Here is a 13,848-nt window from a genome sequence, read left to right as displayed (position 1 = left end):
CGGAGCAGGGGCTGTCGGAGCGGAGACGTATGCTCGACGACGGGGAATCGGCGCCGGGAGCGCTGCCGTACGGATCTTGGGAGCAGCAGTGGCCGTCTGGGACGACCTGGTGGGCCAGGATCGGGTGGTCGACCAGCTGACCGCCGCGGCCCGGGCGGCCGGGGCGACTGTCGAAGCCGGCCGCGGCGCCGCTCCGGCCCAGGGCGGGAACGCCTCCCTGATGACCCACGCCTGGCTGTTCACCGGCCCGCCCGGGGCCGGGCAGGTCACCGCGGCGCGCGCCTTCGCAGCCGCCCTTCAGTGCACCAGCCCCGACCTCGCGCTCGGCGGCACGCCCGGCTGCGGGTTCTGCGACGGCTGCCACACCGTGCTGGCCGGCAGCCACGCCGACGTCAAGTACGTGCGGACCGACGGCCTGTCCATCGGCGTCGGCGACATGCGCGACCTGGTGCTGCGCGCCTCCAGCTACCCGACCGGCGGCCGCTGGTCGGTGATCCTGGTGGACGCTGCCCACCGGCTCACCGAGGCCGCCGCCAACGCGCTGCTCAAGGGCGTGGAGGAGCCCTCCCCGCGCACCGTCTGGCTGCTCTGCGCCCCTTCCGTCCAGGACGTGCTGCCGACCATCCGTTCGCGCTGCCGCCTGCTGGTGCTGCGCACCCCCGCCGCCGACGCGGTCGCCGACATGCTGGTACGCCGTGACGGTGTCGACCCGGAGACCGCCCGGCTGGCCGCGCTCGCGGGGCAGGGCGACATCGAGCGCGCGCGCCGCCTCGCCGTCGACGAGCAGGCCCGCACCCGCCGCGCCGAGGTGCTGCGGATCCCGCTGGAGGTCGCCGACATCGGAGGCTGCCTGACCGCCGCCCAGCGTCTGGTCGACACCGCCAAGGCCGACGCCGAGGCGCTCGCCGAGACCCAGGACGCCAAGGAGACCGGCGACCTGAAGGCCGCCTACGGCGCCGCCGAGGGCGGCAAGGCCCCGCGCGGCATGGCCGGGGCGGTCAAGGAGCTGGAGAAGCGGCAGAAGAGCCGAGCCACCCGCACTCGCCGGGAGACCCTCGGGGTCGCGCTGCTCGACCTGCTCGGCTTCTACCGGGACGTGCTGGCGATCCAGCTCGGCTCCACCGGCGTGCTCGCCAACGAGGACCAGCGGCAGGCCCTGAACCGGGTCGCCCAGGCCGGGCCGGCGGAGGGCACGCTGCGTCGGATCGAGGCGGTGCTCGCCTGCCGCACGGCGCTGGACCGCAACGTGGACCCGCTGCTCGCGGTCGAGGCGATGACGGTGGCGCTGCGGGCGGGCTGAGGCTGCCCTCCTGGAGGCGTCCGCGGGCTCTTCCCCCGCCGCTCGCCCCCTTCCCCCGCCGCTCCGGTTTCCCGTGCCGCTCCGGTTTCCCGTGCCGCTCCGGTTTCCCGTGCCGCTCCGGTTCCCCGCGTCGTTCGCCCTCCCCGCGCCACCCGCCCTCCCGCGTAGCCCGCCCTTCCCGAGCCGCTTCGGCTCCCCGGGGTAGGCCTCCCGGAGTCGGCCCGGCGTCCCACCTTCGAGTGAACAGGCGATACTCGCCGGGCACACCCGCGTGTGACGGCGCACCCGTTGTGCACGCTGGGGGCCGACTGTGCCCCGGCCGTGTCCGGGCCTCCCCGTCCGGGAGGGCCCGCCGCCGGAGCGGTCGCCTCCCGTACGGCACCGGGTTCGGTCCGGCGTCGGCCCTCCTCCCGAGGTGGTGCGTTCCGTGGTTCGTCCGCTCCTCGTCATCCCCCTGTTGGCCGCCGCCCTCGGCGGGATCTGGCTGGCGCGCGGCGCGCTCCAGCGCTGGCGCGACCTGCGGGCCGCCGAGACCTACGAGCTGGCCGGCGACCGGTTGCCGATGCTGGTGCGGGCGGGCGGGGCGATGATCTGCGGGGTGTGCGTCACCGCGCTGACGTTGCTCACCGCGCTCGGGGCGTTCGGCGGTCTGAGCAGGAACCGGACGGGGGCGGACCAGGCGCAGTCCGCCGTGGACGCGGCCGGGGCGGGCGCCTGGCCCGGGTCGGCCCCGGGTGCGGCGGTCCGGCAGCAGGCGGCGCCGCCCACGGCCCCCGTCGGGGACGTCGCGACGCCGGCCGCGAGCGCGGCACCCGCCGCAGGGACAGCCGCGGCCAGCCGCTTCGACAGCGTCGGGCGCCCGGGCGGCGGCGAGCTGCTCCAGTCCGCCGTGCTCGGGCCCGACGGGAAGCCGCGCAACGTCCGGGTCTGGCTGCCGCCGCAGTACGCCAAGGAGCCGAACGCGCGCTTCCCCGTCGTGGTGATGCACGCCGCCACCCCGAGCAAGACCGCCGACGCGGAGGTGCCGGACGTCTTCGAGGGCGTCAGCGCCGCCCTGCAGGCCGGCCGCGCCCGGCCGTTCATCCTGGTCGCGCCCGAGGCCCCGAACGGCACCGCGCACCCCTGCGAGCTGGTCGCCGCCGCCCCGGCCGCCGTCGCCGACGACGCGACGCTGCGGGCCACCGTCGCGGCCTCCTTCCGCACCCTCCAGCCCGGCCCGGCCTCCTGGGGCGTCCTCGGGGTCGACGGCGGCGCGCCCTGCGCGGCCGCGGCCGGGCTGGCCAGGCCGGATCTCTACGGTGCGGCCGCCGCGGTCTCCGGCCGCTACGACGCCGCCTCGCTCGCCCAGGCCGGTGCCGAAGCCCCGGCGGGCAGCTCGGCCAAGCTGCTGCTGGCCGCCGCCAAGGGCGACGCCGCCGGGTTGGAGGCGGCCCGCAAGCTCCAGAGCGCGCTCAAGGCCGGGCCGGGCCCGGCGGCCAAGGCCGAGGTGCGGGTCTCGGACAACGTGCAGGACTACACCCCCGACCGGGAGCGGCTGAGGCTGGTCCGGCAGGCGGCGCAGTTCCTGGCCGAGGCGCTGGCCAAGGCGTCCTGAGCGCCGACTGCGCGGGCGTTACGCTGCCCGGTACCCGGGGCGGGTACCGGGCAGCGACGTTTCCCGGTTCGTACTTTGCTCGGTTTCCCGGAGTGGTGGAGAGGAAGCGGATGAGGGCCGTCGGGCGGGCGCGGGCGCTTGTAAGAGTGCGGTTGCGGGCGTGGTTGCGGTTGCGGGCGCGGTTGCGGCTACGGGCGCGAGGCCGGGTTCCGGTCCGGGCGCGAGTGCTCGCGGCGGCGGTGCTCGCGCTGGGGCCGGTCGCCGTCTCGGCGGGCGGGTGCAGCGGGCCGACCACCGCGTCCGGGGGCCCCGACACGTCCGACTCCACCGTCTCCACCGGACCCGGCGCCCCCTCCGCCGCCACCCCGCTGGAGCCGCTGCCCGCCGCCGTACCGGCCGCGCTCGCGCCCTATTACGCGCAGCAGCCGACCTGGCAGCCGTGCGACGGCGGGTTCGAGTGCACCACCTTCCGGGTGCCGATGGACTACGACCGCCCCGGCGACGGCGACCTCACCCTCTCGGCCGCCCGCGCGACCGCCGAGACGAGCGGTTCGGCCGACCCCCGCCTCGGTTCGCTGCTGCTCAACCCGGGCGGCCCCGGCGGGTCGGCGATCGAGTACCTGGAGGCCGTCGCCAGGACGTACGACCGCGCGGTGCACGCCCACTATGACCTGGTCGGCCTCGACCCGCGGGGGGTGGGCCGCAGCAACCCCGTCAGTTGCCTGAGCGGTGACCGGATGGACGCCTTCACCGCCGCCGACCTGGCTCCCGGGAACCAGCGGGCGGTCGACGCGCTGGTCGCCGCCGACAAGGAGTTCGCCGAGGGCTGCCGCAAGCAGGCCGGACCCGCACTCGGTCACCTCAGCACCGTCGAGTCGGCCCGCGACATGGACGTGCTGCGCGCCCTGCTCGGCGACGAGCGGCTGAACTTCGTCGGCAAGTCGTACGGCACCTTCCTCGGTGCCACCTACGCCGGGCTGTTCCCGAGCCGGGTCGGACGGGTGGTGCTGGACGGCGCGATGGACCCGGCGCTCGACTCGGTCACCGGCAACCGCACCCAGGCCGGCGGCTTCGAGACCGCCTGGGCCGCCTTCGCCAAGGACTGCGCCAAGCGGGAGGACTGCCCGCTCGGCCGCACCGAGCAGCAGGCCGGCGACCAGCTCACCGCCCTGCTCGCGGCCATCCACGCCGACCCGCTGCCCAGCACCGACCACGGACGCCGGCTCACCGGGTCCCAGGCCACCACCGGCGTCGTCCAGGCCATGTACGCCGAGTTCCTGTGGTCCCAGCTGCGCACCGCGCTCACCGACGCCGAGGCGGGCGACGGCACCGGGCTGCTGAAGCTCTCCGACGCCTACTACGGGCGCGCGGCGGACGGCTCCTACCCCAACCTGATGTCCGCCAACACGGCGGTGAACTGCCTCGACCTGCCCGCTCCGTTCGGTTCACCGGAGGACGTCCGGCGAGCCCTGCCGGACTTCGAGCGGGCCTCGCCGCACTTCGGGCGCGACATGGCCTGGATGGCGCTGACCTGCGCCTACTGGCCGGTCCGGGCCACCGGCGCGGCGCACACCATCCGGGCCGCCGGCGCCGCCCCGATCGTCGTCGTCGGCACCACCCGCGACCCGGCCACCCCGTACGACTGGGCCCGGTCGCTGGCCGGGCAGCTGGAGTCCGGTCGGCTGCTCACCTACGACGGCGACGGCCACACCGCCTACGGGCAGCGCAGCGCCTGCGTGGACGGCGCGGTCAACCGCTTCCTGCTCACCGGGGAGGCGCCGGAGCAGGGCAAGCGCTGCGACTCCTAGCCGTGCTCGCCTGCCGCTGTGCTCGCCTGCCGCTGTGCTCGCTGCCCTGCTCGTCGTGCCGCCGCCGGTCAGGCGGAGGAGACCGCCAGCTTCGCGGCGAAGCCCGCGAACAGCACGGCGACACCGCTGGTCAGGGTCGCGGACAGGCGCCTGCGGCGGCGGAAGGCGGTGGCGAGGGTGGTGCCGGCGAAGATCAGCAGCGAGAGGTAGAGCAGGCTGAAGGTCTGCAGGATGCCGCCGAGCAGAACGAAGGAGAGCACGGGTCGCCCGTAGGACGGGTCGACGAACTGGGTGAAGAACGACAGCAGGAAGAGGATCGCCTTCGGGTTGAGCAGGCTGATCACCAGCGCCCGCCGGAACGGCCGCTCACCCGCCTCCGGTGCCGCCTCGGCCGCCGGATCGGCCTCCGCCCGGCGCTCGCGCCAGAGCTGCCGGGCGGCCCGCAGCATCCCGAACCCGATCCACAGCAGATAGGCGGCCCCGCCGAACTTGACCACCGCGAACACCGCCGGGTTGGCCTTCAGCAGCGAGGCGGCACCCAGCGAGGTCAGGCTGATCAGCGTGAGGTCGCCGACGAACACGCCCGCCGCGGCCCGGTACCCGGTCCGGATGCCCTTGCGGGCGGCGACCGACAGCACGTACAGCGAGTTGGGGCCGGGCAGCAGGATGATGACGAGGGCGCCGAGGACGTACGTCGCCAGGTCGTTGACACCGAACACGGTGCGCTCCGGAAGTGGGGGAGGGTGACAGGGGCCGCTCATCGTAACGTCGTACCGGCGTTCGATTGAAGCGACAACCATCCGCCCCTCACCCACCCCCGACCACCCCCGCCCGCCCCCCGACCACCCCGGCTACGGATCACCAGCGAACCTGTGTAGACTGACCCGCGTTGCCACCACACGTGGCAACGGTGCCGCCTTAGCTCAGTTGGCCAGAGCAACGCACTCGTAATGCGTAGGTCGCGGGTTCGAATCCCGCAGGCGGCTCAGTTGGTGGAAGGCCCGGTCAGGTTTCTGACCGGGCCTTTTGCGTTGCTTGGACGGCGGGCCGGGCTGCTAGTGGTCGAGGTAGGTGGCGGAGGGGGCGTGGAACGGCGCGGCGCCCGCTCCGGGGAGGGGCGGGCGCCGTGCGGGCGGGGGTGGGGGTCAGCCGAGGCGGGCGAAGCCCTTGGCGTTGCGGCGGGCGAGGCCGCGGGAGACGAGCAGGGGGTCCCAGTCCGGGCCGCGGTCGGGCAGCTTGGCCGGGTCGCCGAGGACGGCGCCGGCTGCCACCTCGGGCAGCAGCCGGCGGCCGAGGATCTGTCCGGCGGCGGCCATTCCGCCGGTGGCGACCGCGCTCAGGCCGCTGCCGAAGCGGATGCTCTGGCCGACCACGTAGAGGCCCTCGACGTCGGTGCGCACGTCCGGCCGCTGGCTGACGTTGCCCCAGCGGGCCATGCCGTACGGGGTGCCGCCGGTGCCGCGGATGTAGCGCTCCTGGCTGAGCGGGGTGGCCGCCTCCAGGTGGGTGACGCGGTCCCGGAAGGGGCCGATCACCTTCTCGGCGGTCGTCACCATCAGTTCGGTGAACTGCCGCTTGCGGGCCTGGTAGGCGGCGTCGCGGCGGTAGGGTTCGCCGTCGACCGGGCCGCCCCGGACGCCCCAGAAGTCGTAGCCGGGCGGGCAGAGGGTCATCAGCTGGAAGTTGCTGTGGCCGGGCGGGCAGACCGCGGCCGCGCCCGGGTCCTTGTGGGAGGCGAAGGAGAACAGCAGCTGGGGGATCGAGTCCACCATGCCGTCGCGTTCCCAGTCCTCGACCATCGCCGCGTAGGCGGCCTCCATGTCGTCGCTGCCGTGCCACCAGATGTTGGCGTTGGGCAGGCCGGGCAGTTCGGTGTCGAGTGCGACGTACACCGCGACCAGGCCGCCGCGCATGGTGGCGGCGCGGGTCCGGGCGACCAACTCGGCGGGGAAGGCCTCCTCGCCGCCGCACAGGTCGAGCACGGTGCGGCGGTAGTCGGCGTTGGAGATCACCAGGGGGGCGGATATCCGGGCGCCGTCGGCGAGTTCGACACCGGTGGCACGGCCCCGGTCGATCAGGATGCGGCGCACCTCGCAGCGGGTGCGCAGCTCGCCGCCGTAGGACTCCAGGGCCTCGACGAAGGCGGCCACCAGGGTCTGTCCTCCGCCCTCCGGGTAGTAGGCGCCGCGCATGTAGTGGTCGAGCATGGCGGCGTGCTCGGCGAAGGTGATGCCGTCCGGCATGGTGCCGTAGTTGCCGGCCTGGGCGGCGACCAGGGTGCGGGCCTTCGCCGAGAGCCCGCAGTGGTCCAGGGCCTCGGCCAGGGACCGGTTCCGGCGGGCCCACCGCATGGTGTCCGGGAACTCGCGGAACAGCTCGACCATGTGGTGGCCGACCAGGCTCTCCCGGGTGGCACCGGACACCGTCTGGGCTATGTGGACGAAGCGGTCGACCCCCTCGGTCTCCTCCGGCAGCGCCGCGCGGAGCCGGTCGCGGTAGGCCTCCCAGCCGGCCGGCACGTCCAGCGTGGCGGTGGGGGTGATGATCCGGTCGAAGCCCTGCTCGTCCATCGGACGGAAGGCCACCCGGTCGCGGACGCCGAGGCCGGACAGGATGGCCGGGAGGATGCCGTTCGGCCCGCAGTCGCCGATGTAGTGGGTGCCCACGTCGAACTCGTACTTGCGCCGGCGCCGGAAGACGTGGGCGTTGCCCCCGGCCACGTCGTGCTGTTCGAGGACGAGCACCCTGCGCCCGTCGGCGGCCAGGTAGGCCGCGCTGACCAGTCCGCCGAGGCCGCTGCCGACCACGATCGCGTCGTAGTGGTCCCCGCCGGCTCTGGCCGCCGGACCTTGCACTTCCCGCATTTCCGCCCCCACTCGTCTGCCCATCGGAAGGTGCCGCCGCCGTGGACGTGGATCTCGAAGGCCGGCCCGTCGATGTGCGTCGCCCGATCGGACGGCAGGGAGGAGACCGGATCAGCCACCTCTCGGGCTTGCCGACCCGGTCGAGCGCAACGTCCCCCGCATCCGTTCCAGCGCGGCCCCGGGCAGGTCGCCGACCGTGTCGGTGGCGATCGGACCCGGGGCGACCACGTTGGCTCGCACGCCGCGCGGGCCGCACTCCTCGGTCGGGGACCCGGTGAATCCGATGATCCCCGCTTGAAACACGGCATAGTCGGCGCGGGCGACGTTACCGCAAATCCCTGACGGTGACGACGGGTTGACGATCAGTCCGCTGCTGTGCTCGTCGGACGGCCGGTGGCAGGACGGGAGCCGGCGGGCGCGGCCGTGCCGTCACCGCCGCAGGACGGTCCCGCCGTCGATGACCCAGAGACTGGCCGGGACCGCACCGCATGTGACGACCTCGGAGTGCAGGACGGGGTCGGTCCGGCTCCAGCCGACCCGGCGCTGGTGCTGCTCGTCGGTCGGGTAGAAGGTGAGGCCGGCCTCGGGGTGGTGGCCCTCGTCGTAGAGGCGCGGCTTTCCTCCGAGCGGGGTGAGCACGACCTTCGAGATGGGCCCGGTCACGGTGATGGCGCCGTTCCCGTCGACGGTCAGGCAGTCGACGTCGAACTCGGCCCGGACGGTGCCGGAGGTCTCGAAGACGTGCTGCACCACCACGTGCCCTTGGGCGCGGCCGTTGACCGTGCGGGCGCTGACCTGCGCGGTGAGCCGCTCGCCCGGGGTGGGGCCCGGTCCGTGGTCGCTGAGCAGGGTCCAGCTGTGCAGCGTGAGGTGCGTGGCGGGGCGCTGGGACGGTGCGGGCGCTGCCGAGGCGTTGCCCGCGGTCCCGGCGGCCAGGGCCACGGCCGCGGTGGTGAGCGCGACGGCGGCGGTGAGCTTGTGCATGGTCAATCCTCCACGAGGAGAAGGGAGTCGGCCGATTGGCCGGCTGCCTCAAAACTCCCAGCCCACCCCCGGTCGCGGCCTCCGCCACGGGGACGGACCGGCTCCCCCCGGCGGGGGAACCGTCCATCCTCCGTCCGGCGCACCGAGTGGCGTGTCACCGGGCGGCGTGTCACCGGGCGGGGTTTCACCGGGCGGCGTGGCGTATCGCGTCCAGGGCGAGGGCGGCGGCGGCGAGCGCGGCGGCCAGGCCCGCGACCGCCGGCGGGGCCGGGGCGCGATCCCCGGAGACGCCGAGGAAGTCCAGCCCGGAGACGTGGTTGATCATCCCGTACCAGAGCAGCGGGTAGACGGTCTGGAACAGCCGGGGGCCGCGGGTGAGGCCACCGCAGAGCAGCGCCAGGGCGGGGATCAGCAGGGCACCCGCGAGTGCGCCGGCCGCCGCCCGGGCCTGCCCGGCGCCGACCAGTCGCAGAGCGGGGACGGCCGCCACCGCCAGTGCCGGGACGATCCCGGCGAGCAGACCGGCCAGACCCCGGCGCAGCGGGGACGGGCAGGCGTCGAGCAGCTGGTCGATGCTGCCTCCGTCGGCCCGGTGGCCCATCCGGGACCAGAGCGCCAGCGGCCAGAGCATCGCGAACGGCAGCACCGCGTGGCTCGGTCCGTCCGGGGCCACGGCCGCCGCCGCCATCGCGAGCACGACCACCCCGGCCCACCAGAGTCGCTGCCCCCGCACCAGGATCCGCAGCTCCCCGAGCAGCGCGTCGTACCCGATCCGCCCCTGGCGGGGAGCGGTCAGCCGGGTCGGGTCCAGGGCGAAGCCCGCCGGGCCGGCCGAGGACGCCGCCGCGCCCCCGGCCGGACCGTCCGAGCCGGTCGGGTCGGTCGAGCCGGTCGGCCGGGCCGCCCCGAAGGACCCGAAGGGCCTGAGCGACCCGAGCGGCCCGGCGTCCGGGTGGGCCTGGGGCCCGTCGAAGCGCCGGAACCACAGCGCCCCGAGCAGCGCGGTTCCCACCGCCGCACCGGCCAGCAGCACCCCCGTAGCCGCCGGTCCGGACGCCTCGCCCAGCCCGAGGCCGGGCCAGTCGAAGGTGCCGAGCACCCGGTTGTCCGCCGTCAGGCCGACGCCGAACTCCACCCCGTCGACCGGTCGCCCGCCGGCCGTGAGCACCTGCCGGATCGAGGTCGTGATCCGCTGCATGCCCAGCAGGTCCGGCCCGCCGCCGGCCTGCGCGCCCAGCACGAGGACCAGCCAGACCGCGAACCAGACCGCCGCCCCCAGCCCGCCGCGCAGCCCGGGCACCGTGTCGAACAGCACCGCGCACCCGGCCACCGCCGCCAGCAGCGGCAGCGTGATCAGGACGTACGGCAGCAGCAGCCGTACCGCGTCCACCCGGTCGGAGTCGCCCTTGATCAGTTGCACCGCGAGCGCCGTCCCCGCCAGTGCGAGCAGCATCGAGCCGAACAGCAGCAGGTGGCTGACGAACTTGCCCGCCAGATAACCGATCCGGCTCAGCGGGGTGGCTGCGAGGAGCCGGCCGACGCCGCTCCGCTCGTCCCGCCCGATGGTGCCCCGCGCGATCCCGAAGCCCGCCAGCGAGAGCCAGACCGCGCCGCCGAGCGCCGTCACCGTCCCCACGTAGCCGCTGGTGTAGCGGCCGTGCAGGTCCGTCACCTGGAAGACCTCCCAGCGGGAGTCGCCCACCGGCGCGGCCAGCAGCCCGAGCGCGAGCGTGCCGAGCAGCACGACCAGGTAGCCGGGCCGCCGTCGGCGCTCCCGGAAGTCGGCCAGGGCCAGGGCCCCGATGCGCGTCACCATGCGGCCACCTGCTCCACCGCGGCCTGGTCTGCGGTGAGGAGCAGGTACGCGTCCTCCAGCCGGGGCGGCACCGGCCGCGCCTCGGCGGCGGGCGCGTGCCGGGACAGCACCCGCGCCCGGACGCCCTGCGGGGTGCGGGTGGTGCCGCCGAGGAGGAACCGCGAGCGCAGCGGCGGGAGTCGGTCGGCCGGGACGGTCAGCTCCCAGACCGCGCCCTCGGCGCTGCGCAGCAGTTCGTCCGCGCTCCCGTGGTGCAGCAGCCGCCCGGCGCCCATCACCGCGATCCGGTCGGCGGTGGCCGACACGTCCGGGACGATGTGGGTGGAGAGCACGACGATCCGGTCGGCGCCGAGCCCGCTCAGCAGACTGCCGAAGCGCAGCCGCTCCTCGGGATCGAGCCCGACCGTCGGCTCGTCGACGATCAACAGCGCCGGGTCGTTGAGCAACGCCTGGGCGATGCCGACGCGTTGGCGCATCCCACCGGACATCGCGCCCAGCCGCTGCCCGGCCGCGTCCGAGAGGTTGACCAGTTCGAGCAACTCCTCGATCCGGGTTCGGGCGGAGCGCCGCCGCAGCCCCTTGGCGGCGGCCAGGTAGGCGAGGAACTCGTGGGCGGTGAGCTGCGGGTAGACGCCGAAGTCCTGCGGCAGGTAGCCGACGGCACGGCGCAGCGGCCCGGGCCGGCGGGCGATGTCCACCCCCTCCCACAGCACCCGCCCCGAGGTGGGCCGAGTGACCGTGGCCAGGATGCGCATCAGGCTCGACTTGCCCGCGCCGTTGGCACCGAGCAGGCCGAGCACGCCGGGCCGGAGCGTCAGCGTGAAGGAGTCCACGGCGCGCTTCCCGCCGCGGTACTCCTTGGTGAGGTCGAGGATCTGGAGTTCGGTCACGTCCGAAATGCTTCCGTCCGGGCCGCGTCCGCACATCTGCCGTTCGGCAGATATCCGAGGGCTTCCGGCACGGAAAACGCCGGAGGGGTGGGCCTTTCGGCACACCCCTCCGGTCATCTGATCCGATGTCGGGCCCGATCGACCCTTCAGCCCTCGTCAGCCCTCGTCAGTCCGTGTCAGTCCTCGTCGCCGAAGTCGCCCGCGAGGTCGCTCCCGGCGTCGCTCCCGTCAGGAGTGCCGCTGAGCGCGTACCCCTGGCGGCGCGCCTCGTAGCAGGCCACCGTCGCGGCCGCCGAGACGTTCAGCGAGCCGACCCGGCCCAGCTGCGGCACGAACACCACCTGGTCGCAGAGCGCCAGCGCCTCGGGCGTGATCCCGCGGTCCTCGTGCCCGAGCACGAAGGCCACCGCCGGGGTCAGCTCGGCGGCGAACATCGGCACCGCCTCGTCCGCCAGCTCCAGTCCGACCACCTTGAAGCCGTCCGCCTTCGCGGCCGCGACCGCCTCGGCGACCGTCGGGAAGTGCTCCACCTTCAGGTACTTGTCGGTGCCCATGGCGGCCTTCTGCGCACCGGACGAGCGCACCGACGGGGTGTCCCCGGTCAGGTACAGCTTCTCGGCGCCCATCGCCGCCCCGGTCCGGACCACCGAGCCGACGTTGAACGGCGACTGCAGGTTCTCCAGGATCATCGCGAGCCGGAACTCGTTGCTGCGCCGCCACGAGCGGTGCAGTCGCTTCAGTTCGGTCCCGCGCAGCTGCTTCACGACGTCGTTCCCCGTCCACTCTCCGAGCCCTCGCCCTCAACCGGGCGGGGCCGCGCTTCCAGAATCCGGAACCCGTTGACCGACGTGACCCGGGAGGTCGGGTAGCCCTGCTCGTTGAGCCACTTCTGCAGCGAGTCCGAGCCCAGGTGCTTCTGCACCACGAGGAACGCCGAGCCGTCCGGGGTCAACCGGCCGAGCCAGCGGGTCAGCAGGCGGCGCAGTTCGGCCTTGCCGATCCGGATCGGCGGGTTGGAGTAGATGGTGGCGAACCGGAGGTCCTCGGGGACGTCGTCCGGCAGCGCGGCCTGGACGTTGCCCAGCCGCAGTGCCTCGGCGTTCAGCCGGACCAGTTCCAGCGCGCGCTCGTTGACGTCCACCGCCCACACCGGCAGCCGCCTGCGCCTGGTCGCCCAGGTCAGCGCGATCGGGCCGTAGCCGCAGCCGACGTCCAGGATCGGGCCGCGCACCCGCGGCTGCGGGGCGTGCTCCAGCAGGATCCGGGTGCCCGGGTCGAGCCGACCGTGCGAGAACACCCCGGTGTCGGTGGTCAGTTCGAGGGTCAGGTCCGGCAGCGAGACCGTGATCGGCCGGCGCTCGCTGGCGACCTCGGGTGCACTGGAGAAGTAGTGCGAGCCGGACATCTTTTCCCCGTCGTCGGTATGGGCTTCGGGGCCACCGGGTGGGTGTGGGTAAGCCCTGGGTACGGCACCGATCGTACCCCCGGTGGCCTGCGGCGCGTTCCGCCCGGCCCCGCGGTGCGGGCCCGCCGGGGCCTGGCCCCGGACCCCGGGGACCGAGCGGACCGGATGGACGGGATGGACGGGACGGACGGGACGGACGGGAGGGACCGGGCGCACCGGGCGGACCGGGCGGACCGGACGGACCGGACGGACCGAAGGAACCGGACACCGGGGACCACCGGGCCGGTCCCGGCGGACCGCGGCTGCCGCGGCTAGCGGGTGCCCGGAGCCTTGCGGGTGGCGATGTTGATCCGGTTCCAGGTGTTGATGGTGAAGCACACCGAGATCAGCTGAGCCAGCTCCGCCTCCGCGAAGTGCTCGGCGGCCCGGGCGTACACCGCGTCCGAGACCCCGTCGCCGATCCGCACGATCTCCTCGGCCAGCGCGAGCGCGGCCCGCTCGCGCTCGCTGTACACCCCGGCCGGGGCCTCGTGCCAGACCGGCAGCAGGTAGATCCGCTCGTCGGACTCGCCGGCCTTGCGGGCGTCCCTGGCGTGCATGTCCAGGCAGTACGCGCAGTTGTTCAGCTGCGAGGTGCGCATCTGCACCAGCTCGACCAGCGCCGGGTCCAGGCCCTCGCGGGCGGCGGCGTCCAGGGCGATCATCGCGCGGAACACCTTGGGGACGGTGCGGGCGTAGTCGAGGCGGGCGGGGGCGGTGGTGGTCTCGTTCGTCGTCATGGCTACGACTCTAGGAGCGGAATGCACCCGTGCCATGGGTCATTCAGCGACGGGATTCATGGGTCAATTCCGATCCCGGCGGCACGGCCGGGACAACACGCCGGAGCGGCCCCGGCGCGTCGCGTCCGCGCGCCCGGCGACGGATACTGCCAGTACGCCATCCGGGCCCTGGGAGTTGCCGACAGTGAGGACGGACACCATGCCGCAGGACCACGAGGAGTACCTGATCGACGAGGCCGTCGAGACCGTCGAGCCCGACGAGGAGGAGATCACCAGCGACGAGTACGACGAGGTCGCCGAGCGCCGGGCCCTCGGCGCGGACCCGGCCACCGACGTCGCGGACGCCGCCGAGCAGAACCGGGTCGTCCAGCTCGACGAGGACGACTACCGCGAGTAGGCCGCCCGCAC

At 74.5% G+C, this 13,848-nt stretch carries 12 protein-coding genes, 1 tRNA gene and 1 pseudogene; 5 read left to right on the top strand and 9 right to left on the bottom strand.

What is annotated here, in order from left to right; genetic code table 11:
* The first annotated feature begins 88 nt into the window (after window positions 1–88).
* The 3 genes from ACIRVF_RS15120 to ACIRVF_RS15110 all read left to right on the top strand — a co-directional run bounded on the left by ACIRVF_RS15120 (window position 89) and on the right by ACIRVF_RS15110 (window position 4,702).
* Window positions 89–1,300, top strand: coding sequence for a DNA polymerase III subunit delta' (locus ACIRVF_RS15120; RefSeq protein WP_402817511.1), 1,212 nt, complete (start codon window positions 89–91; stop codon window positions 1,298–1,300).
* A 427-nt stretch (window positions 1,301–1,727) separates the two neighbouring features.
* Complete coding sequence (locus tag ACIRVF_RS15115; protein ID WP_402816909.1) at window positions 1,728–2,894, top strand: hypothetical protein; 1,167 nt, start codon at window positions 1,728–1,730, stop codon at window positions 2,892–2,894.
* Window positions 2,895–3,004: 110 nt separating this feature from the next.
* The gene (locus ACIRVF_RS15110; protein ID WP_402816907.1) at window positions 3,005–4,702 is read left to right on the top strand and encodes an alpha/beta hydrolase; all 1,698 of its coding nucleotides are present in this window, start codon (window positions 3,005–3,007) and stop codon (window positions 4,700–4,702) included.
* A gap of 68 nt (window positions 4,703–4,770) precedes the next feature.
* Here ACIRVF_RS15110 and leuE read toward each other — a convergent pair whose 3' ends face one another.
* The gene (gene leuE, locus ACIRVF_RS15105; protein ID WP_402816905.1) at window positions 4,771–5,421 is read right to left on the bottom strand and encodes a leucine efflux protein LeuE; all 651 of its coding nucleotides are present in this window, start codon (window positions 5,419–5,421) and stop codon (window positions 4,771–4,773) included.
* A 193-nt stretch (window positions 5,422–5,614) separates the two neighbouring features.
* Here leuE and ACIRVF_RS15100 point away from each other — a divergent pair.
* Window positions 5,615–5,688, top strand: a tRNA-Thr gene (locus ACIRVF_RS15100).
* A gap of 159 nt (window positions 5,689–5,847) precedes the next feature.
* Here ACIRVF_RS15100 and ACIRVF_RS15095 read toward each other — a convergent pair.
* The 8 genes and pseudogenes from ACIRVF_RS15095 to ACIRVF_RS15060 all read right to left on the bottom strand — a co-directional run bounded on the left by ACIRVF_RS15095 (window position 5,848) and on the right by ACIRVF_RS15060 (window position 13,440).
* Entirely contained in the window at window positions 5,848–7,566 is a 1,719-nt protein-coding gene (locus ACIRVF_RS15095; RefSeq protein ID WP_402816903.1) for a phytoene desaturase family protein, read from the bottom strand.
* 111 nt (window positions 7,567–7,677) lie between these two features.
* A pseudogene (locus ACIRVF_RS15090) lies at window positions 7,678–7,935 on the bottom strand (SDR family oxidoreductase); the annotation flags it as partial.
* A 60-nt stretch (window positions 7,936–7,995) separates the two neighbouring features.
* Window positions 7,996–8,550 (bottom strand): hypothetical protein, encoded by a 555-nt coding sequence (locus tag ACIRVF_RS15085; protein ID WP_402816901.1) that lies wholly within the window; start codon window positions 8,548–8,550, stop codon window positions 7,996–7,998.
* Between the two features lie 184 nt (window positions 8,551–8,734).
* Entirely contained in the window at window positions 8,735–10,366 is a 1,632-nt protein-coding gene (locus tag ACIRVF_RS15080; protein ID WP_402816899.1) for an ABC transporter permease subunit, read from the bottom strand.
* Complete coding sequence (locus ACIRVF_RS15075; RefSeq protein WP_402816897.1) at window positions 10,360–11,292, bottom strand: ABC transporter ATP-binding protein; 933 nt, start codon at window positions 11,290–11,292, stop codon at window positions 10,360–10,362. Before ACIRVF_RS15075 ends, ACIRVF_RS15080 begins: the two co-directional genes overlap by 7 nt.
* A gap of 140 nt (window positions 11,293–11,432) precedes the next feature.
* Window positions 11,433–12,020: a TrmH family RNA methyltransferase gene (locus ACIRVF_RS15070; protein WP_402816895.1), complete on the bottom strand. Its 588-nt coding sequence runs from the start codon at window positions 12,018–12,020 to the stop codon at window positions 11,433–11,435.
* Window positions 12,017–12,661: a class I SAM-dependent methyltransferase gene (locus tag ACIRVF_RS15065; RefSeq protein WP_402816893.1), complete on the bottom strand. Its 645-nt coding sequence runs from the start codon at window positions 12,659–12,661 to the stop codon at window positions 12,017–12,019. The genes ACIRVF_RS15070 and ACIRVF_RS15065 overlap by 4 nt, the downstream gene beginning before the upstream one ends.
* Before the next feature lie 311 nt (window positions 12,662–12,972).
* Window positions 12,973–13,440, bottom strand: a complete 468-nt coding sequence (locus tag ACIRVF_RS15060) for a carboxymuconolactone decarboxylase family protein (protein ID WP_402816891.1) — start codon at window positions 13,438–13,440, stop codon at window positions 12,973–12,975.
* Between the two features lie 199 nt (window positions 13,441–13,639).
* Here ACIRVF_RS15060 and ACIRVF_RS15055 point away from each other — a divergent pair, with 199 nt between their 5' ends.
* Window positions 13,640–13,837 (top strand): hypothetical protein, encoded by a 198-nt coding sequence (locus ACIRVF_RS15055; RefSeq protein ID WP_402816889.1) that lies wholly within the window; start codon window positions 13,640–13,642, stop codon window positions 13,835–13,837.
* Window positions 13,838–13,848 lie beyond the last annotated feature (11 nt).

The sequence above is a fragment of the Kitasatospora sp. NPDC101157 genome, assembly GCF_044768255.1.
Lineage (GTDB): Bacteria > Actinomycetota > Actinomycetes > Streptomycetales > Streptomycetaceae > Kitasatospora.
Note: the sequence above shows the minus strand (reverse complement) of the source record. Positions and strands in the feature narration are given on the sequence as shown.

What these genes read in the sequence shown, in the direction of transcription:
- ACIRVF_RS15110 (WP_402816907.1), top strand. Translation starts at nt 3,005, where the DNA reads ATGAGGGCCGTCGGGCGGGCGCGGGCGCTTGTAAGAGTGCGGTTGCGG.
- ACIRVF_RS15095 (WP_402816903.1), bottom strand. Translation starts at nt 7,566, where the DNA reads ATGCGGGAAGTGCAAGGTCCGGCGGCCAGAGCCGGCGGGGACCACTAC.
- ACIRVF_RS15085 (WP_402816901.1), bottom strand. Translation starts at nt 8,550, where the DNA reads ATGCACAAGCTCACCGCCGCCGTCGCGCTCACCACCGCGGCCGTGGCC.
- ACIRVF_RS15080 (WP_402816899.1), bottom strand. Translation starts at nt 10,366, where the DNA reads ATGGTGACGCGCATCGGGGCCCTGGCCCTGGCCGACTTCCGGGAGCGC.
- ACIRVF_RS15075 (WP_402816897.1), bottom strand. Translation starts at nt 11,292, where the DNA reads ATGTGCGGACGCGGCCCGGACGGAAGCATTTCGGACGTGACCGAACTC.
- ACIRVF_RS15065 (WP_402816893.1), bottom strand. Translation starts at nt 12,661, where the DNA reads ATGTCCGGCTCGCACTACTTCTCCAGTGCACCCGAGGTCGCCAGCGAG.
- ACIRVF_RS15060 (WP_402816891.1), bottom strand. Translation starts at nt 13,440, where the DNA reads ATGACGACGAACGAGACCACCACCGCCCCCGCCCGCCTCGACTACGCC.
- ACIRVF_RS15055 (WP_402816889.1), top strand. Translation starts at nt 13,640, where the DNA reads ATGCCGCAGGACCACGAGGAGTACCTGATCGACGAGGCCGTCGAGACC.